15 protein-coding genes and 1 pseudogene are annotated in these 20,360 nt (G+C 65.1%); 14 read left to right on the top strand and 2 right to left on the bottom strand.

Features of this window, described 5'->3' with window-relative positions; translation table 11 throughout:
* Window position 1: 1 nt before the first annotated feature.
* Complete coding sequence (locus V6F88_RS05770; RefSeq protein ID WP_332608384.1) at window positions 2-1,126, bottom strand: efflux RND transporter periplasmic adaptor subunit; 1,125 nt, start codon at window positions 1,124-1,126, stop codon at window positions 2-4.
* 282 nt (window positions 1,127-1,408) lie between these two features.
* Here V6F88_RS05770 and V6F88_RS05765 point away from each other — a divergent pair, with 282 nt between their 5' ends.
* A complete protein-coding gene (locus V6F88_RS05765; RefSeq protein ID WP_332608383.1) occupies window positions 1,409-2,350 on the top strand; it encodes a molecular chaperone DnaJ in 942 nt (313 codons plus the stop codon).
* Between the two features lie 27 nt (window positions 2,351-2,377).
* Here the strand turns inward: V6F88_RS05765 and V6F88_RS05760 are convergent, their stop codons facing one another.
* Window positions 2,378-3,625, bottom strand: coding sequence for an NnrS family protein (locus tag V6F88_RS05760; protein ID WP_332608382.1), 1,248 nt, complete (start codon window positions 3,623-3,625; stop codon window positions 2,378-2,380).
* A gap of 263 nt (window positions 3,626-3,888) precedes the next feature.
* On the opposite strand from V6F88_RS05760, the gene V6F88_RS05755 reads away from it, so the two are divergent.
* From V6F88_RS05755 to V6F88_RS27880, 13 genes and pseudogenes are all read left to right on the top strand, one after another.
* Window positions 3,889-5,139, top strand: a complete 1,251-nt coding sequence (locus tag V6F88_RS05755; protein ID WP_442880249.1) for an MFS transporter — start codon at window positions 3,889-3,891, stop codon at window positions 5,137-5,139.
* A gap of 8 nt (window positions 5,140-5,147) precedes the next feature.
* Window positions 5,148-6,533: a NarK family nitrate/nitrite MFS transporter gene (locus tag V6F88_RS05750; protein WP_332608380.1), complete on the top strand. Its 1,386-nt coding sequence runs from the start codon at window positions 5,148-5,150 to the stop codon at window positions 6,531-6,533.
* A gap of 146 nt (window positions 6,534-6,679) precedes the next feature.
* Window positions 6,680-10,441 (top strand): nitrate reductase subunit alpha, encoded by a 3,762-nt coding sequence (locus tag V6F88_RS05745; protein WP_332608379.1) that lies wholly within the window; start codon window positions 6,680-6,682, stop codon window positions 10,439-10,441.
* A complete protein-coding gene (narH, locus tag V6F88_RS05740; RefSeq protein WP_332608378.1) occupies window positions 10,438-12,006 on the top strand; it encodes a nitrate reductase subunit beta in 1,569 nt (522 codons plus the stop codon). Before V6F88_RS05745 ends, narH begins: the two co-directional genes overlap by 4 nt.
* Window positions 12,007-12,022: 16 nt before the next feature.
* Window positions 12,023-12,691 (top strand): nitrate reductase molybdenum cofactor assembly chaperone, encoded by a 669-nt coding sequence (narJ, locus tag V6F88_RS05735; protein WP_332608377.1) that lies wholly within the window; start codon window positions 12,023-12,025, stop codon window positions 12,689-12,691.
* Window positions 12,688-13,371, top strand: coding sequence for a respiratory nitrate reductase subunit gamma (narI, locus tag V6F88_RS05730; RefSeq protein ID WP_332608376.1), 684 nt, complete (start codon window positions 12,688-12,690; stop codon window positions 13,369-13,371). The genes narJ and narI overlap by 4 nt, the downstream gene beginning before the upstream one ends.
* Before the next feature lie 24 nt (window positions 13,372-13,395).
* Window positions 13,396-14,193, top strand: a complete 798-nt coding sequence (locus tag V6F88_RS05725; protein WP_332608375.1) for a peptidylprolyl isomerase — start codon at window positions 13,396-13,398, stop codon at window positions 14,191-14,193.
* A gap of 41 nt (window positions 14,194-14,234) precedes the next feature.
* Window positions 14,235-15,284 (top strand): GTP 3',8-cyclase MoaA, encoded by a 1,050-nt coding sequence (moaA, locus tag V6F88_RS05720; RefSeq protein ID WP_332608945.1) that lies wholly within the window; start codon window positions 14,235-14,237, stop codon window positions 15,282-15,284.
* Between the two features lie 16 nt (window positions 15,285-15,300).
* On the top strand, window positions 15,301-15,960 hold the full coding sequence (locus tag V6F88_RS05715) for a carbonic anhydrase (RefSeq protein ID WP_332608374.1): 660 nt from the start codon (window positions 15,301-15,303) through the stop codon (window positions 15,958-15,960).
* Window positions 15,957-16,454, top strand: a complete 498-nt coding sequence (gene mobB, locus V6F88_RS05710; protein ID WP_332608373.1) for a molybdopterin-guanine dinucleotide biosynthesis protein B — start codon at window positions 15,957-15,959, stop codon at window positions 16,452-16,454. Before V6F88_RS05715 ends, mobB begins: the two co-directional genes overlap by 4 nt.
* 139 nt (window positions 16,455-16,593) lie before the next feature.
* Window positions 16,594-18,606, top strand: a complete 2,013-nt coding sequence (locus tag V6F88_RS05705) for a type IV pili methyl-accepting chemotaxis transducer N-terminal domain-containing protein (RefSeq protein WP_332608372.1) — start codon at window positions 16,594-16,596, stop codon at window positions 18,604-18,606.
* Window positions 18,607-18,618: 12 nt separating this feature from the next.
* A complete protein-coding gene (locus V6F88_RS05700) occupies window positions 18,619-19,293 on the top strand; it encodes a response regulator transcription factor (RefSeq protein WP_332608371.1) in 675 nt (224 codons plus the stop codon).
* 501 nt (window positions 19,294-19,794) lie between these two features.
* Window positions 19,795-20,334: pseudogene (locus V6F88_RS27880) on the top strand (ESPR-type extended signal peptide-containing protein); the annotation flags it as partial.
* Between the last annotated feature and the right edge of the window lie 26 nt (window positions 20,335-20,360).

The raw sequence follows: 20,360 nt of genomic DNA, 5'->3' as shown, positions 1-20,360 counted from the left end.
TTCAAGTCAGGGGTTCTACGATCTGGACGTTGCGGCCATCATGCAGGCGGTCCACGCCTTCGACCACCACGCGCTCGGCCGGCGCCAAACCGGCTTGCACGACGATATGGCCCGCGTTGGCGGGGCCCAGTTGCAACACGCGGCGCGTGGCGCGCGCGTCCTGGCCAATGACGAAGACGAAGGCTCCTTCCGAGCCATACTGCACGGCCGCCGATGGAATGGTGACCACGTTGTCTTGCTGGACCAGCGCCAGCCGGATGTTCACGAATTGATTGGGAAACAGCGATTCGTCGGTGTTGTCGAAACGGGCGCGCAGCCGCACGGTGCCGCTGCCGGTCTGGACGCGGTTGTCCAGGGCTTCAAGCGTGCCTTCGGCCAGCAGCCGGCGGTCGTCGGCATCCCAGGCTTGCACGCGCAACACGTCCGTTCGCGCCTGCGCCTGGCGCAGCAGGTCCAGCCGCGTTTCCGAAATGCTGAACAGCGCCGAAATGGGGGCGGTCTGCACCAGCGTGGTCAGCCCGTCGGCATCGTTGGCAAGCACATGGTTGCCGGCGTCGACGCGGCGCAGGCCGATGCGGCCATCGTGCGGGGCAGTGATGCGCGTCAGCCCCAGCCGCCGCTGTGCCTCGGCCACCTGTGCGCGGTTCAGTTCGCGCTGCGCAATGTAGGCGCGCACCTGCGCCTGGGCGGTGTCCAGTTGCTGCCCCGCCACGGCTTCCTGGCGCGCCAAGGTGCGATAGCGCTGTAGATCGGCCTGGGCGTTATCCAGCAGCGCCTGTGTGCGTGCCCGTTCGCCTTCGGCCGCCGCCAGCGCGGTTTGATAGGGGCGCGGGTCGATCTCGGCCAACAGCTGGCCGCGCACCACGGCCTGACCCTCGGTGTAATGCAGGCGCACCAGTTCGCCGTCCACCTGGCTGCGCAGCACGACGTGGGTCAAGGGCGTGATGGTGCCCAGCGCATGCAGGTCGCGTTGCAGCGGGCCGACGCGGGCCGGCGCCACACTGACCGCAACGGGAATCTGGTTGTATTCGGGTGGACGCGGCGCGGCGGGACCGCTTTGGGTTTTCCACCACATGGCCAGCGCCGCGACCAAGGCAAGTACCAGCACGGTTGCCGTCAGGATCACGCGGCGCCGTGATCGGGCGACGGGTGGAGGAGGGGCGTGGGCGGAGGCGCGCAGGGGGGCAGGGCCCGCGGCGGGGGGCAAAGACATCGGGACTGCCAAATAGAGGTTGCGCTGACGTTGCGAAAGACGTGGCGAAGGGGTTGCGGACGGGGTGTGCCGGACAGCCGAGATTCTATATTAATAATAATGATTAGCGTTATTAACTGAAAAATCCAAGAGGGGTTTGCCCGAATCGTTTAGAGTGGCGGCTACTTTCATTACCCGGTTTGCAAGGAGCAGGTCATGGGCCAACATTCACTGGAAACCCCGCGTCAGTTATTCGAGCGGCTACAGGCACGGCTGGAAACGGAACGCGGCCGCCTTGATCAATGGCAGGCGGTAGAGGCCGAGTACCAGCGCAAGTACACGGAAGGCCTGGCGCCGCTGGAAAAGAAGCTGCACGAATTGCGCATGAAGCTGGTGCTGTGTTTTGACCACGCGCACAAGAACATGGGGCTGTCCAAGGCCGAGCGCGAATTCGTGTCCGAGCTGGTGACCGAGTTCTCGGCCGAATTGCTGCTGCTGGACGCCAAGGGCGAATTGCCGGCCGGTTGCGATGCCGACAAGCTCAAGGCCCTATATAAAAAGCACAGCGGCCTGGACTACGACGAGGCGGCCGCCGACGAATCGGAAGACGCCAAGGCGGAACTGATCGAGGCGCTGGAGCTGGACCCCGACACCGATCTGTCGACCTTCACGCCGACGCAACTGCTGCGCATCATTCAGGACCAGTTCGAAGACGACGAAGCCGAAGACCTGCTGGCCTTGGCCCGCGCCGCCCTGCGCAACACCACGCCCAACGCGGTGGCGTGGCAGGCGATGCAGGACGAAGAAGCGGCGCGGCGCAAGCAGGGCACACCGGATTTGACGCCGCTGGCGGACGTGTCCGACGACGGCCTGCCGCAAGCCAACGCCGCGCTGCAAGCGCAGCTGGACGAAGTGCTGCATCAAGCCAGCTACGCCGAAGAAGGCTTCAAGCTGCGCTACGACCTGGACCCGTTCGCCTCGTTTGACCCCGAGACCGTGCTGGAAGAACTGGACGATGACATCGTCGACATCCAGGACTACATCGGCGAACTGGAACACGAAGTGATGCAGTTCTCGGATCAGGCGCTGCTGAAGGCGTGGCTGAAGGCCATGCGCCGCGAAGTCGAGGCGATCGAACGCCGCGAAGGGCGCGACTAAGCGGGCAGGCGGGGCGGGCCGCCCCGCTTAGACCCGCGGCCGGGCGGCCGGCATCACACGCATCATCGGCGCCGCCGGCTTGGCGGCGTCGGCGCGTGGGCGGATCATCAGCGGGAAGAAGCGCCACAGGTACAGGCCCATCGCCAGTACCCAGGCGCTGGTGGCGGCATGCAGCAGGCCGGTGCTGGCCACGCCGGGCCACAGCGCCGCCAACCGCAGCAGGGCTGCCACGATGACCAGCACGAAGCTGGCTACCATGCAGCGGTCGGTTTGCAAGGGCCTGCCCAGGTGACCCAGCGCGGTGCGCGTCACCATGCCCACGATCAGTACTGAAAAGCCCGCCACGCCGATCACGTGCGCCGGCCACGCCAGCCGGACGACCATGCCCGCCAGTTGCGCCGCGCCCACCAGCAGGCCCGCGCCCAAACCGACATAGCCGGCATACAGAATCCACAGCAGCGGCACGCGCCGCACGGCCCAAGGCTTCCACGACATCCATTGCCATAGCGCGATCAAGCCCGTGGCCGCCAAGGCCACCGCGGCCAGACGCGGCTGCCCGCCCAGCAAACCGGCAATGGCCGCCACGCCCGTGCCCAATTGCCAGTGACCGCTGCGGGTCTGTGCGGGAATATCCAGGCCCGCCACGGCACGCTTGGCGAAGAACGGAATCACCCGACGCGCAATCAGCAGCGTCAGCACCGCCATGCACAGCAGGCCGGCGTTGAAGTAGCGCATTACCGCCAGATAGTCCCCTTGCGCGGCGGCCCATGAATACAGCGCGTTGGTGGCGGCCAAGCCCAGCATCAAGACCGGCACGCCCGCGTTGCGCTGGTTGCGCGTAATCCAGACAGCGCGGCCCAGGGCGGCGGCGCCCCATACGAAAAATCCCAGGTCCGCCACGATGGCAACCACGTACGCGGGCCTGCCGGGCGTGAGGTAGCCCACGCGCGCGACCACCCATAACAGGCACAAGAGCGCCAGCGCGTTGCCGCGCAGCGGGTTCTTGCCCGTCCAGTTGGCGCCGGCCGTCAGCAGAAAGCCCACGGCAATCGTGGCGACGAACCCCCACAGCATTTCATGCGCATGCCAGAACACGCCGGCCATCAGCCCGGTGATGCGGCCCGGCGCATGCACCCACAACCACACCGATATCAACGCCCACAGGCAGCCGGCCAGATACAGCGGCCGGAACCCCATTTCGGTAAAGGCGCGCCACTGCGGGCGAGGGCGGCGGGGTGGCGCGGCGGGTTCATCGATGGTCAGCAACGAGGGCATGGCGGTCTGCGCTTTTTTTGAAGGTGTATTGGTGAAGATGTATTGGCAATACATATTAATCCTGGGGCTGCGCCGGGCATAGGCCAACGCTTGATCCAGCGCAAACGCGCGCGTGGAACCCGGGTGACTAGGCACATCGGCGTGCCCCGAATGGTCGGCCGGCGAATGGTCGCCGGCGCAGCGCGTGCCTAGGCTAGCGCCATGTCTTCGTGAGTAAAGCGAGAGTAACCATGACAGCAGCAACAACCCCGTTCGGCAGGCCGATGCGGGTCCTGATTTCCAGCACGTTCGCCTTCACCATCTGCTTCGCGGTATGGATGATCTTCGCGGTGCTGGGCATACCCATCAAGGCGCAACTTGGCCTTTCCGAAACGCAATTCGGCCTGTTGGCCGCCATGCCGGTGTTGACCGGTTCGCTGGTGCGCGTGCCCCTGGGCATCTGGACCGACCGCTACGGCGGCCGGCCCGTGTTCTTCATCCTGATGCTGTTGGCGGTGGTGCCGATCTGGCTGCTGTCCTACGCCACCGAGTACTGGCAATTCCTGGTGCTGGCGTTGTTCGTTGGCCTGACGGGCGGCTCGTTCTCGGTCGGCACGCCGTATGTGGCGCGCTGGTTTCCGCGCAACAAGCAGGGCCTGGCCATGGGCGTGTTCGGCGCGGGCAACTCCGGATCGGCCATCACCAAATTCGTGGCGCCCGCGTTGATCGCGGCGGCCGGCGGCGCCTGGGTCGTCGTGCCGCAGGTGTACGCGGTGGCGCTGCTGGTCACGGCGGTGCTGTTCTGGATGTTCTCGGCGTCGGACCCGTCGCACCGCGTGACCCAACGCGCCACGCTGTCGGCGCAATTCGCCATGCTGCGCGACCCGCGCGTCTGGCGCTACTGCCAGTACTACTCGGTGGTGTTCGGCGGCTACGTCGCGTTGGCGCTGTGGATGACCAAGTACTACATCGGCGAATACGGCTTCGACATGAAGCTGGCCGCGCTGCTGGCCGCCTGCTTCTCGTTGCCCGGCGGCGTCTTGCGCGCGATGGGCGGGTGGATCTCGGACCGCTACGGCGCCTACAAGACCACGTGGTGGGTGATGTGGGTGTGCTGGGTCGCGTTCTTCCTGCTGAGCTATCCGCAGACCCAGTTCACCGTCATGACCACCGGCGGCCCCCGGCAGTTCGGCATAGCGTTGGGTCCGGTGACCTTCACCGTGCTGCTGTTCGTGGTCGGCATCGCCATGGCCATCGGCAAGGCATCCGTCTTCAAGTTCATCTCGGACGAGTTCGGCGAGAACATCGGCGCGGTGTCCGGCATCGTGGGCCTGGCGGGCGGCATGGGCGGCTTCGTGTTGCCCATCCTGTTTGGCGTGCTGCTGGACCTGACCGGCGTCCGGTCCAGCGCCTTCATGCTGCTGTACGGCACCGTCTGCGTGTCGCTGATCTTCATGCACTTCAGCTTCCGCCCTGAAAGCGCGGCGCTGGGGCGGGCGTCGCTGACGGCCCCGCAACCCATTTCCTCCAAATAGAGGCTCCTATGTCCACACAAGTCCTGACGCGTTGGGAGCCGGAAAACCCCGGCTTCTGGAAGCAGACCGGCGCCCGCGTCGCCAACCGCAATCTTTGGATCTCGATTCCCGCGCTGATGCTGGCGTTCAGCATCTGGATGCTGTGGAGCGTGGTCGTCGTCAACCTGGACCGCGCGGGCTTCATGTTGTCCAAGAACCAATTGTTCTGGCTGACGGCGCTGCCCGCGCTGTCGGGCGCCACCTTGCGCATCTTCTATTCGTTCCTGGTGCCCGTGTTCGGCGGACGCAAGTGGACGGCGATCTCGACGGCGTCCTTGCTGGTGCCCGCGTTGGGCATGGGCTTTGCGCTGCGCGATCCGACCACGTCGTTCCCGACGCTGCTGATCCTGGCGCTGTTGTGCGGGCTGGGCGGCGGCAACTTCAGTTCCAGCATGGCAAACATCAGCTTCTTTTTCCCCAAGGAAAAGAAGGGCCTGGCGACGGGGCTTAACGCCGGCATCGGCAACCTGGGCGTGTCGCTGGCGCAGTTCGTCGTGCCCGTGGTGATTTCGGTGGGTGTCTTTGGCGTAGCCGGCGGCGCACCGCGGGAAATCACCGTCAATGGCGCGTCGCAGAACCTGTGGCTGCAAAACGCCGGCTTTATCTGGGTGGTGCCGATCGCCATTGCGGCCATCGCGGCATGGTTCGGCATGAACGACATCGCCGACGCGCGTGCGTCCTTCGCCGACCAGGCGGTGATATTCAAGCGCAAGCACAACTGGTTGATGTGCTGGCTGTACGTGGGCACGTTCGGCTCGTTCATCGGGTTTTCGGCGGGCTTTGCCATGCTGACCAAGACGCTGTTTCCCGACGTCAACCCCATGGCGTACGCGTTCCTCGGGCCGCTGGTGGGTTCGTTGACGCGGCCCGTTGGCGGCTGGGTGTCGGACAAGCTGGGCGGCGCGCGCGTCACGCTGGTCACCTTTGCCGGGATGATCGCTGCGGTGCTTGGCGTGATGCTCTTCCTGCCCATGGCGGGCCAGGGCGGCAACTTCAACGGCTTTCTGGCGATGTTCATCGTGCTGTTCGCGCTGACGGGCGTGGGCAACGGCTCGACGTTCCGGATGATCCCCGTGATCTTCCTGCGCGAACGCACGCAGGCGGCAGCCGGCAAAGGCCCCGAGGCGCATAAGCGCGCACTGGGCGAAGCGGCCAAGGAATCGGCGGCGGTGTTGGGCTTTTCCGGGGCCATCGGCGCCTACGGCGGCTTTTTCATCCCGCGCAGTTTCGGCACGTCGCTGGAAATGACGGGCAGCGTGCAGGCGGCGCTGTTTTGCTTCATCGGCTTTTACGCCACGTGCATGGTGATTACGTGGTGGTTCTATGCGCGCAGGAACGCGCCGGTGCCTTGCTGAACCAGACGCGCGGCGCGTGACTAGTCACTCTGCCGCGCCCGGGTTGGCCCTCTGGCGAATGGTCGGGGGACGGACCCCGCCCTACAGTGAAACCAGCGCAACGATTGCAGTACGCGCCGCCGACGCGGCGCTCTTGGAGAAACACAATGAGTCACTTCCTGGACCGGTTGAAGTTCATGTCCCGCGTTAAATCCACCTTTGCCGACGGCCACGGCGAAACGGTCAATGAAGACCGCAAGTGGGAAAACGCCTACCGCGCCCGCTGGCAGCACGACAAGGTGGTGCGGTCTACCCACGGCGTGAACTGCACGGGCTCGTGCTCGTGGAAGGTCTATGTCAAGAATGGCCTGATCACCTGGGAAACGCAGCAGACCGACTACCCGCGCACGCGGCCCGACCTGCCCAACCACGAGCCGCGCGGCTGTCCGCGTGGCGCCTCGTACAGCTGGTACGTCTATTCGGCACAGCGCGTGAAGTACCCGATGATCCGCGGCCGCCTGATGCAGATGTGGCGCGAAGCCCGCAAGACGATGGACCCGATTGCTGCCTGGGAGTGGATCAGCCAGGACCCGGTGCGCGCCAAGCGCTACAAGTCCATCCGCGGCCTGGGCGGCTTTGTGCGCGCCGATTGGGACACCGCCACCGAGATCATTGCCGCCGCCAACGCGCTGACCATCAAGAAATTCGGCCCCGACCGTGTGATCGGCTTTTCGCCGATTCCCGCCATGTCCATGGTCAGCTACGCCGCCGGCGCGCGTTACCTGAGCCTGCTGGGCGGCGCATGCCTGAGCTTCTACGACTGGTACTGCGACCTGCCGCCCGCCAGCCCCCAGATCTGGGGCGAACAGACCGACGTGCCGGAATCGGCGGATTGGTACAACTCCACCTACCTGATGGTGTGGGGCTCGAACGTGCCGCAGACCCGCACCCCCGATGCGCACTTCTACACCGAAGTCCGCTACAAGGGCACCAAGACCGTGGCCGTGTCCAGCGACTTCGGTGAAATGGTCAAGTTCGGCGACATCTGGCTGGCGCCCAAGCAAGGCACCGATGCCGCGCTGGCCATGGCGATGGGCCACGTCATCTTGAAAGAATTCCACCTGTCGGCCAACCCGTCGCCGTACTTTCGCGACTACGTGCGCCGCTACACCGACATGCCCATGCTGGTGTTGCTGAAGCCGCGCGAGGGGTTTTACGCACCCGACCACTTCCTGCGCGCCTCGCACCTTGACGGCGCGTTGGGCGAACAGAACAACCCCGACTGGAAGACGCTGGTGCTGGACGCGCACAGCGGCAGCCTGGTGGCGCCTAACGGCAGCATCGGCTTTCGGTGGGGCGAGGGCGCGGTCAACGACGGTGAAAAGGTCGGCCGCTGGAATCTGGAATCCCGCAATGGCGGCAACGGCCAGGCCATCGAACCCACCCTGAGCCTGCTGGACCAAGGCGCGGAAACGGTCGGCGTGGGTTTTCCGTACTTTGGTGGCGAGCACGACGACGTGCTGGTGCGCAACGTGCCGGCCCGCCGCATCCGCCTGGCCGATGGCACGGACGCGCTGGTCGCCACGGTGTATGACCTGCAAATGGCCAACTACGGGCTGGACCGTGGGCTGGGTGGCGCCAACGTCGCCACGTCCTACGACGATGACGTGGCCTACACGCCCGCCTGGCAGGAAAAGCACACCGGCGTGCCGCGCGCGCAGGTCATCCAGGTTGCGCGCGAATTCGCGCAGAACGCGCACGACACCGAAGGCAAGTCGATGGTGATCGTGGGCGCCGGCCTGAATCACTGGTACCACATGGACATGATCTACCGCGGCATCATCAACATGCTGATGATGTGCGGTTGCGTGGGCAAAAGCGGCGGCGGCTGGGCGCATTACGTGGGCCAGGAAAAGCTGCGCCCGCAGTTCGGCTGGGCCCCGCTGGCCTTTGCGTCCGACTGGGTGCGCCCGCCCCGCCAGATGAACGGTACGTCGTTCTTCTACGCGCACACCAGCCAGTGGCGTCATGAAAAGCTGAACGTGCAGGAAGTGCTTGGCCCCACCGCCGACCGCGCCAAGTACGGCGACCTGTCGATGATCGACCTGAACGCGCGCGCCGAACGCATGGGCTGGCTGCCGTCGGCCCCGCAGCTGCGCACCAACCCGCTGGACCTGGTGGCCCAGGCCGACGCCGCCGGCAAGGACCCCATTGCGCACGCCGTGGAACAACTGAAGTCCGGCGCGCTGCGCATGTCGTGCGAAGACCCGGACGACCCGGCCAACTTTCCGCGCAACATGTTCGTGTGGCGCTCCAACATCCTGGGTTCCAGCGGCAAGGGCCACGAGTATTTCCTGAAATACCTGCTGGGCACGCAAAACGCCGTGTTTGGCGACGAAGCCGCCGCCATCAAGCCCACCGAGGTCACCTATCAGGAAGACGCCGCCGAAGGCAAGCTGGACTTGCTGACGGTGCTGGATTTCCGCATGAGCACCACCTGCCTGTACGGCGACATCGTGCTGCCCACGGCCACCTGGTACGAAAAGGACGACCTGAACACGTCCGACATGCACCCCTTCATCCACCCCTTGAGCGAAGCCGTGCAGCCGCTGTGGGAAAGCAAGACCGATTGGGAAATCTACAAGCTGCTGGCCAAGAAGTTCAGCGAGATCGGTGGCCCCTACCTGGGCAAGCGCCGCGATCTGGTGCTGACCCCGCTGATGCACGACACGCCGGGAGAGCTGGGCCAGGCCTTTGAACCGCGCGACTGGAAGCTGGGCGAGTGCGATCTGGTGCCGGGCAAGACCGCGCCGTCGATGACGGTGGTTGAGCGCGACTACAACGACATCTATCGCAAGTTCACGTCGGTGGGCCCCTTGCTGGACAAGCTGGGCAACGGCGGCAAGGGCATCAACTGGAACACCGAGCACGAAGTGCACGAGCTGGCCGGCATCAATGCCAGCGTGGGCGAGGCCGGCGTCAGCCAGGGCCGCCCGCGCCTGGACACCGCCATCGACGCGGCGGAAATGATCCTGACCTTTGCGCCCGAAACCAACGGCCACGTGTCGGTGAAGGCCTGGCAAGCGCTGGGCAAGATCACCGGACGCGACCACACCCACCTGGCCGTGGGCCGCGAGCACGACAAGATCCGTTTCCGGGACATTCAGGCGCAACCGCGCAAGATCATTTCGGCGCCGACGTGGTCGGGCCTGGAAAGCGAAGAGGTCAGCTACAACGCGGGCTACACCAATGTGCACGAACTGATTCCGTGGCGCACGCTGACCGGCCGCCAGCAGTTCTACCAGGACCACCGCTGGATGCTGGACTTTGGCGAAGGCTCGTGCGTGTACAAGCCCGCCATCGACACCAAGACGGTGGCGCCCATGCTGGGCAAATATCCCAACGGCGAAAAGGAACTGGTGCTGAACTGGCTGACCCCGCACCAGAAGTGGGGCATTCACAGCACCTATTCCGACAACCTGCGCATGCTGACCTTAAGCCGTGGCGGCCCCCACGTGTGGGTGTCGGAAACCGAGGCCAAGCAGGCCGGGCTGGTGGACAACGACTGGGTTGAAGTCTTCAACGTGAACGGCACGCTGACCGCGCGCGTCGTGGTCAGCCAGCGCGTGCCCGTGGGCATGTGCCTGATGTACCACGCGCAGGAAAAGATCGTGAACGTGCCCGGCGCGGAAACCAGCGGCAAGCGCGGCGGCATCCATAACTCGGTCACGCGCACGGTGCTCAAGCCCACGCACATGATCGGCGGCTACGCGCAGCAGGCCTACGGCTTCAACTACTACGGCACCGTGGGTGCCAACCGCGACGAATTCGTGGTGCTGCGCAAGATGAAGAAGGTGGACTGGCTGGAAGGCCCGCTGGTCGAGGATCCGGCTGAACAAGCCACGCAACAAGAAGAGAAGCAATCATGAGGATACGCGCCCAAATCGGCATGGTGCTGAACCTGGACAAGTGCATCGGCTGCCACACGTGTTCGGTCACCTGCAAGAACGTCTGGACCAGCCGCGACGGCGTCGAATACGCCTGGTTCAACAACGTGGAAACCAAGCCCGGCATCGGCTACCCCAAGGAATGGGAAAACCAGGACAAGTGGAAGGGCGGCTGGAAACGCACCGCCGCCGGCAAGCTGGAACCGCGCCAGGGCGGCAAGCTGCGCATCCTGGCCAACCTGTTCGCCAACCCGAATCTGCCGGCCATCGACGACTACTACGAACCCTTCACCTTCGACTACGAACACCTGCAGAACGCGCCGCTGTCGCAAACGCCGCCCACCGCGCGCCCCGTGTCGGTGCTGACCGGAAAGAAGATGGACAAGATCCATTGGGGGCCGAATTGGGAAGATGACCTGGGCGGCGAATTCAGCGCGCGCAGCCGCGATGCGTTGTTCGAAGGCGTGCAGAAAGAGATGTACTCGACGTTCGAGAACACCTTCATGATGTACCTGCCGCGCCTGTGCGAACACTGCCTGAATCCCGCCTGCGTGGCCAGCTGCCCGTCGGGCTCGATCTACAAGCGCGAAGACGACGGCATCGTGCTGGTGGATCAGGACAAATGCCGGGGCTGGCGCATGTGCATCTCGGGCTGCCCGTACAAGAAGATCTACTACAACTGGAGCAGCGGCAAGGCCGAGAAGTGCACGTTCTGCTATCCGCGCATTGAAGCCGGCCAGCCGACCGTGTGCTCGGAAACCTGCGTGGGCCGCATCCGCTACCTGGGCGTCATGCTGTACGACGCCGACCAGATCGAACGCGCCGCCGCCACCGCCAACGAACAGGACCTTTATGAATCGCAGCTGGACCTGTTCCTGGACCCGCATTCCCCAGAGGTGATCGCCGCCGCGCGTGAACAGGGCATACCCGAATCGTGGCTGGAAGCCGCGCGGCAGTCGCCCGTCTACAAGATGGCCGTGCAGTGGCGCGTGGCGTTCCCGCTGCATCCGGAATACCGCACCTTGCCGATGGTCTGGTATATCCCCCCGCTGTCGCCCATCCAGACGGCGGCCGAAGCGGGCCAGATGCCGCAGCGCACCGTGGGCAAGAGCGCGATGATCCCGGACGTGTCCAGTCTGCGCATTCCCGTGCGCTACCTGGCCAACCTGCTGACGGCGGGCAAGGAAGCGCCCGTGTTGCAGGCGCTGGAACGCATGTTGGCGATGCGCGCCTACAAGCGCTCGGAAACCGTGCATGGCGAACGCGATACGGCGCTGCTGGAACAGGTGGGGCTGTCCGAGGAAACGGTGCAGGACATGTACCAGATCATGGCCATTGCCAACTACGAAGACCGCTTCGTCGTGCCCAGCAGCCACAAGGAAATCGTGGAAGACAGCTTCAACGAAAAAGGCAGCTGCGGTTTTACCTTCGGCAACGGCTGCTCGGGCGGCGTGTCCGAAGGCACCTTGTTTGGCCGCAAGCCGCAGGGCAGCGAAATCTTTATCGAAATGCCCAAATCCCGCAAGAAGGCCGCCCAGGCGCGCTAGGACAGGAGAGAACACCATGACGCACTACCGCTTGCTTTCCGCCTTGCTCAGCTACCCCGAGCCCGACTTGCTTGACGCGCTGGGCGAGGTCGAGGCCGCGTTGGCCGACGACCCCGACGCCGAAGAGGCCCTGCAACCGCTGGTCGCCTATCTGGCCACCAACGACCTGATCACCGTGCAGGAAAACTACGTTGCCACCTTCGACCGCAACCGCTCGCATTCGCTGCACCTGTTCGAACACATGCATGGCGAAAGCCGTGACCGCGGGCAGGCCATGGTTGACCTGCTGGATACCTACCGGCAGCACGGCTTTGAGCCGGTTGTGTCCGAGCTGCCCGACCATGTGCCGCTGTTCCTGGAATTCCTGGGCGTGATCGATCCGGCCGATGCGCAAGACCTGCTGGACGAGGCCATCCACGTGCTGGCGGCGATCGGTGCGCGGCTGGCTCGTGGCGACAGCCCGTACGCGGGCATCTTTCAAGTGCTGCGCGCGGCCGCCCGCGTGGTGCCGCGCGAGCAGACCGACGCGCCCGTGCGCGACATGGACGAAGCCATGGAAACGTTTGGCGTCAGCGCGGACGGCGTGGAACCGTTGCTGCGGCCGTTCGCGGGCGATGGCGCACAAGCCGTGCGCTTCTATCCCCGCGCCAACCCCCCCATTCGTGCTCAGGACGACGCATCATGAATACCCTGAATCAATTCCTTTTCGGTATCTATCCCTACATCGCGCTGACCGTCTTCCTGCTGGGCAGCCTGGCGCGTTTCGAGCGCGAGCAATACACCTGGAAAACCGATAGTTCGCAGCTGCTGCATCGCGGCCAGCTGCGGCTGGGCAACATCCTTTTCCACGTCGGCATCCTGGGCTTGTTCTTCGGCCATCTGGCCGGCCTGCTGACGCCGGTGGCGGTGTGGGACACGCTGGGGGTGTCGCATACGCTCAAGCAAACGGTGGCCATGGTGGCGGGCGGCGTGATGGGCGGGCTGTGCCTGATCGGCCTGCTGATCCTGATCCATCGCCGCCTGACCGACCCGCGCATCGCTCGCACCACGCGGCCGGGTGACAAGCTGCTGCTGCTTTGGATACTGGTGACCTTGCTGCTGGGCCTGTCGACCATCGCGTTGTCCGCCGGTCACATGGACGGCGAAATGATGGTGCGCCTGATGACCTGGGCCCAGCACATCGTGACGTTCCAGGGCGACGCCGCCAGCCACATCGCCGGCGTGCCGCTGCTGTTCAAGGCGCATCTGTTCATGGGGCTGACGCTGTTCGTGATCTTCCCGTTTACCCGGCTTGTCCACGTCTGGAGCGGCTTTGCCTCGCTGGGCTATCTGGGCCGCGCCTGGCAACTGGTGCGCCCACGCTGAAACCGTCTGAACCAGGAGCCCAACATGCCTGTCATCGTCAATGGCGTCGAACTGAACGACGCCGATCTGGAACGTGAACTGCCGCTGCATGCCGACACCAGCAACCCCATGCGGCACGCCATCACGGCGCTGGTCCTGCGCCGGGTGTTGCTGGACGAGGCGCGGCGGCTGGACGTCAACAACGCCGATTTCGATGACGCCGGCGACAGCGCCATCGGCGACAACGAAGACGCCATCATCACCGCCTTGCTGGCCCGCCGGGCCGCCTCGCCCGTGGCGGACGACGCCGCCTGCCGGCGGTTCTATCACGCCAATCCGCAGCGCTTCATGGTCGGGGAGCTGGTCGAAGCCGATCACATCCTTTTCCAGGTGACACCCGACGTCAACCTGGACATGCTGCGCGCGCATGCCAACGCGGTGCTGCAAGATTTGCTGGCCGATCCGTCAAGCTTTGCCCAGGTGGCGCGCGAGCAGTCCAACTGCCCGTCGGCGGCCGTGGGCGGCAGCCTGGGCCAACTGGGCCGGGGCGACACCGTGCCCGAGTTCGAACGCGCCGTGTTCGCGCTGCCGTCGGGCGGCTTGTTGCCGCAACTGCTGCACACGCGGCACGGCTTGCACATCGTGCGGGTCACGCGCCGTATCGAAGGCCGCATGCTGCCCTACGAACACGTGGCGCAGCAGATCGCGGCGGCGCTGTCGGCCATGAGCCAGGACACGGCCTGGCGGCAATACACCAAGCTGCTGGTGGATAAGGCGGACGTGCAGGGCATCGACCTGCAAGGCAGCGAGGCGGATCGCGTGGTCGGCGAGAGAGCCGCGTGATGGTGATGGACGGCCCCACGGTAATGGACGACTCCGCGGCAATGGACGACCCCGCCGCCGTCCGCGACTTGCGCGCGCTGACCGACGGCTTTGGCCGACGCATCGACTACCTGCGCGTGTCCGTCACCGATCGCTGCGACCTGCGTTGCAGCTACTGCCTGCCCAAGGATTTCAAGGGCTTTGAAACGCCAGCCAACTGGCTCACCCACGCCGAGATGGCGCGGCTGATCGGGCTGTTCGTTGCGCTGGGCGTCGGCAAGGTCCGGTTGACGGGCGGCGAGCCGCTGCTGCGTCGGGGCGTGGCGGACCTGGCCGCCGCCATCGGCGCCATGCCCGGGGTGTCCGACCTGTCGGTGTCCACCAATGGCACGCAGCTGGCGCGTCATGCGCGGGCGCTGCGCGCGGCGGGCGTGACGCGGCTGAACGTCAGCCTGGACACGCTGGATGCAGACGCCTTCAGCAGGATCACCGGGCGCGACTGCCTGACGGACGTGCTGGCCGGCCTTGCGGCGGCGCGCGACGCAGGCTTTGCGCCCATCAAGCTCAATAGCGTCGTGCACGCGGCCACGCCGCAAGCGCACGTGCGGCGGCTGCTGGATTACGCCGTGGCGCAGGGCTTCGTGCTGCGCCTGATCGAGCCGATGCCGATGGGTACGTGCGGGCAAGGCATGCGGCATACGGACTTGAACGCGCTGGGCGCCACGCTGGCCGCCGAGGCAGGGCTCATCCCGGCCATGCCGGTAGCGGGCGGGGCGTCGGGGCAGGGCTCAGTCAGGCAGGCGGGCTCCGGCCCCGGCCCCGCCCGTTACTGGACAGCCGGCCATGGCGCGCCGGTGCTGGGCGTCATTACCCCGATGTCGCGCCATTTCTGCGCGGCCTGCAACCGCGTCCGCCTGGGTGTGGACGGCACCTTGTATCTGTGCCTGGGTCAAGAGGACCAAGTGCCCTTGGGCCGCATGCTGCGCGCCGGCGCGACCGACGCCGAGCTGACGCGCGCCATCCTGGCCGGCATCGCCAGCAAACCAGAACGCCACGACTTCCAGGAAAAGCCGGAACGCATCGTGCGCTTCATGGCGCAGACGGGCGGCTGAAGGGCGAGGAACAACCATGCGCGACATCGAACGATTCATCGACGGCTTCCAACGCTTTCAACAGCAGTACTACGAAGACGCGCCCGCGCTGTGCCGCCACCTGCGCGACGGGCAGCACCCCAGCACCTTGCTGATCGGTTGCTGCGATTCCCGCGTCGACCCGGCCATGTTGCTGGGCTGCGACCCTGGCGACATCTTCGCCGTGCGCAACGTGGCCAACCTGGTGCCGCCCGCCAGCGCGGATCGCGGCCTGCAAGGCGTGCTGGCCGCGATTCAATTCGCGGTTGAACAGTTACGAGTCAGCCGCATCATCGTGCTGGGCCATGCACATTGCGGCGGCATCCGGGCGCTGATGGAACAGCGCACCCGCAGCGACGGCGAAACTGATTACCTGGAACGGTGGATGGATATCGCCGAGCCGGCCCGCGACCGGGTGCTGCGGCAGATGCCCGCCGCCACCGACGCCGAACGGCGGCGCGCGTGCGAGCAGGCGTCCATTCTGATTTCGCTGCGCAACCTGGACGACCTGCCTTTTGTGCGGCGCGCGGTGGCGGCGGGCAGCCTGACGCTGCACGGCTGGTACTTCGATCTGGTGGCCGGGGCATTGCTGGCATACTCGCCCCGGGCGGATGCGTTTCTGCCCATTGTCTGTCCCTTGTTTTCGGAGCACGCATGAGCCCAGTTTTCGGTATCGCCGGCCGGTCCGGCAGCGGCAAGACCACTCTTATCGAGGCGATGCTGCCGCTGTTGGCGGCGCGCGGCCTGCGCGTGAACGTCATCAAGCACAGTCATCACGACTTTCAGATGGAGCCGCCCGGCAAGGACAGCGCGCGCTTTCGATCGGCCGGCGCGCAGGAAGTGATGGTGGCCTCGCCATATCGCTACGCCATCGTGCATGAATTGCGCGACACGCCCGAGCCCACGCTGGACGAGCAACTGGCGCGGTTGTCGCCCGCCGACCTGGTGCTGGTCGAAGGCTTCAAGCAGGCCGCGATTGCGCGCATCGAAGTCTATCGGCCCGCCCTGGGAAAGCCACCGTTGCATGCGGAAGACGGCGGTTTTCTGGCGGTTGCCACCGACGCTGCCCTGGATACCGCCTTGCCATGCCTGCCGCTGAACGACCCCGCGCGGGTGGTGGACTTCCTTTGCGACCAACTGGGCCTGCCCTGAAGGCGAATACACTAGCGACCGCGCGGGACGCACGGCAGGCATTGCAGGCATCGCAAGTCCCGCATCGCAAGTCCCGCATCGCAAGTCCCGCATTGCAAGTCCCGCATCGCAAGTCCTGCATCGCCCTGATCCGATCACCATGACGACTTCTCCGTCCACCGCCGGTACCGCCACCTCGACGGACAGTGGCGCCAACGCCCGCACTGCCGCCAACGCCCGCACTGCCTCCCCGGACGCCGACGCCGACGGCCTGCCGTCCCCCCGGCACCGGCTGTCCACGCGCATCGTCGCCAGTTCGCTGGCCGCGCTGGTGGTCGTGCTGTCGATGATCGGTTGGACGCTGTGGCTGTCCTGGCAGCTGGAAGGCGCGGGCGCCGCCATCAACGACACCGGCAGCCTGCGCATGCGCGCCAACCGCGTTGCGGTCGAGCTGATGCGCCCGCAAGCCGGCCGCGAAGCGCGCAGCCAGGAACAGATGGCCGAAATGGACGACACCATTTCCCGCCTGGCGCGCGGCAACCCGGCGCGCCCGCTCTTCATCCCCAATAACGAAGCGATCCGCACGCAATGGCATGACGTGGCCAACTATTGGCACGACGTGATGAAGCCCGCGGCATTGCGGGCGCTGGCGCAGCCGGATGCGGCCATCTATTTACAGACGCTGCCGGAATTCGTGACGCGCGCCGACACGCTGGTGCGCATGATCGAGCAGGACAACGCCGGCAAGACCACGGCGTTGCGGCTGTCGCAAGGCGTGCTGGCCGCGATTGCCTGCGCCGGCACGCTGGCGATGATCTATCTGCTGTACCTGTGGATCATCGCGCCGGTGCTGCGCTTGCGCGATGGTCTGCAACGCATGGCCGACCGCGATTTCAGCACCCGCCTGCCCGTGGAAAGCGAAGACGAATTCGGTGTGCTGGCGCGCGGCTACAACCGCATGGCCGACCAGCTGCAAGACCTGTACACCGGGCTGGAAACGCGCGTTGAACAAAAGACGGCGCAATTGGCCGCGCAAAACCGCGACATCGGCGCGCTGTACGACATGGCCGCTTTCCTGAACCAGCCCAACGACATCGAAGCCATGTGCGACGGCTTCCTGCGCCGCGTCATGTTGCAATTCGACGCCGACGGCGGCAGCATCCGCGCGCTGGACCCCGACAATGAAAAGCTGAACCTGGTGGTGTCGGTGGGCCTGTCCGACGCGCTGGTGGAATCCGAACACTGCATGAAGGTGGACGACTGCTATTGCGGCGTGGCCACGCGCCAGGCGGGCGTCGTCGTCATCCAGGATTTTCGGCATTCCCCCCCCGACATGGATTTGAACTGTGTGCGCGATGGCTTTGCCAGCGTGGCGGTCTTTCGCATCGTGACGCGCGACGAAGTGCTGGGCTCGTACTCGCTGCATTTCCGCCAACAGCGCCGGCTGGCGCCGTCCGATTCGCAGCTGCTTGAAACGCTGGGCCAGCATCTGGGCGTGGCGCTGGACAACCGCCGCCTTAGTGCGCAGGCCCGGCAACTGGCCGTGGTTCAGGAACGCGGGCTGGTCGCGCAAGGGCTGCACGACAGCCTGGCGCAAGGGCTGAATTTCCTGAATCTGCAATTGCAGATGCTGGACGCGGCCGTCAAGCGCGGCGACGAAGACGAGGTGGCTGAAATCTTGCCGCTGCTGCGCACCGGCGTCGACGAAAGCTATCAGGACGTGCGCGAACTGCTGAACAACTTCCGCACCAAGCTGGGGCAGGGCGACCTGCAAGCCGCTATCGAAAGCACCGTGGATCGTTTTCGCCGGCAGACCGGCATCGACACCGCGTTGCGCGTTGAGCGCGGCGAAGGCGCGCCCTTGCCGCCCGACCAGCAACTGCAAGTGCTGTTCATCCTGCAAGAAGCGCTGTCCAACGTGCGCAAGCATTCCGAGGCCAGCCGCGTGGACGTCACGGTGGGCAACGACCGCGACTTCAGCCTGCACATCGTCGATAACGGCCAGGGCTTCGACCCCGCCGACGTGGCGGCGCGCGGCGACGCGCACGTGGGCCTGCACATCATGCAAGAGCGCGCGGCCCGCATGCGCGCCGTGATAAAACTCGAATCGCAGCCCGGCGCCGGTACGCGCGTCATGCTGACCTTGCCCGGCAGTGAACGCCAGGCCGCCTGACCTTTATTGACCATGCCCATCCGTATTCTGCTTGTCGATGACCACACCCTGTTCCGTTCCGGCGTGCGCCTGCTGCTGCAACGCCAGCCCGACTTTGAAGTCGTGGCCGAAGCGGGCGACGGCGTGGAAGGCATCAAGCGCGCCAAGGAATTGCAGCCCGATGTGATACTGCTGGACTTAAACCTGCCCGGCTTGTCCGGCCTTGAAACGCTGCAACTGCTGACGCAGGATCTGCCGTCTTGCGCCGTCATCATCCTGACCGTGTCTGAAGAAGCCGACGAACTGGGGCAGGCCTTGCGCGATGGCGCGCGGGGCTATCTGGTCAAGAACATCGACGCCGACGTGCTGACATCCGCCATTCGGCGCGCGGCGCGGGGCGAATCGGTCATCGCCGAGAGCATGACGGCCAAGTTGGTCGATCAATTTCGCGGCCAGGCCACGCAAGCGGCGCAGGCCGCGCAAGGCAAGGGCGTGGCCGAGCGCCACCGCCTGACCGCTCGCGAAACGCAGATCGTGCAATGCCTGGCGCGCGGCGCCAGCAACAAGGTCATCGCGCGCGAGCTGGACGTCAGCGAAAGCACGGTAAAGATCCACGTGCAGAACGTGTTGAAGAAATTGAACCTGACCAGCCGGGTGCAAGTGGCCGTCTATGCGGTGGAACACGGCCTGTATTCCGAAGAAGAATGACGGCAGCGTCACTAAACAATGACGGCCCTGAAATATTGAATCTAAGACGAGATTCAATACTAGTACGACGGGATTATCCCGATTCCTCCCAGTTCATATAAATAAGATCTCAAGGGGCTGGCATACCGAATCCGATTCGGTATCGCCGGGTGGCCCGTCCATTTTTTCATCGTTCCGCCATGCCCGTCCGGGGCATCGTCAACGGGCAGAACACTTTCCCGATATTGCCTCTATTGCTGCGTGCTGCTGAACCGGTGCGAGGCGAATCATTTGCGCGCGGTTGCTTTTCGAGCAATTCGTTTTTGCCATCTGATTATTCAGATCGAATTTATACGAGGTTTCACGCGCTAGCGACAAAACACAAGTCGGATTAATTCCTTTCACTAGGATTCGTGACAGAAATGTCTGAATTTGCTGGGAAAAATCCTCTGATTCTTACTAGAAGAATCAGCGTCGCATTTACTGCTGGCGAATCGCGAAATTCGTCAATGGAGATTGGCCGTGAACAAAATCTATAGCCTCGTTTGGAACCGTGTGACCGGTGCATGGGTCGTCGTGTCGGAATTGACGAAATCCCGTGGGAAATCCAATCGGGGCGCCCGTCAGGCCGCCTTGCGCAGGGCGGGGGGCATTGCGGCGCCATTGATACTCGCGGCGGCAATGGGAGGCTCGGTCTGGGCAGGCACCGCCGTCCAGGGCATGGCTGTTAACCCCATCACAACGGGCGGACTTACGCCCGCCTCGGTCGATGCGAACTCCATTGCCATCGGCGGCGGGTCCGGGGCAACCGCAACGAACGTCAGTATCGCCATCGGCGACGTGTCGATTGCCACGGGGTCCAACTCCATTGCGATAGGGCGCCTTTCCTCAACGACCGGCAACAATGCGACGGGTGTGGGCTCGCAGTCCTCCGCCACCGGCATCGGCGCGACGGCATTCGGGTCCAGCGCGAACGCGGGGGCGAACAACACCTTGGCGGTGGGTGCGGGGTCCACCGCTTCCAATACCGGCGCGACGGCCTTGGGGCAAGGCTCGACGGCGTCGGGCAACAGTTCCCTGGCGGTGGG

The organism is Achromobacter sp. ESBL13, assembly GCF_036668755.1.
Classification (GTDB): Bacteria; Pseudomonadota; Gammaproteobacteria; order Burkholderiales; family Burkholderiaceae_B; genus Achromobacter.
This window is presented reverse-complemented; position numbering and strand designations above follow the sequence as displayed.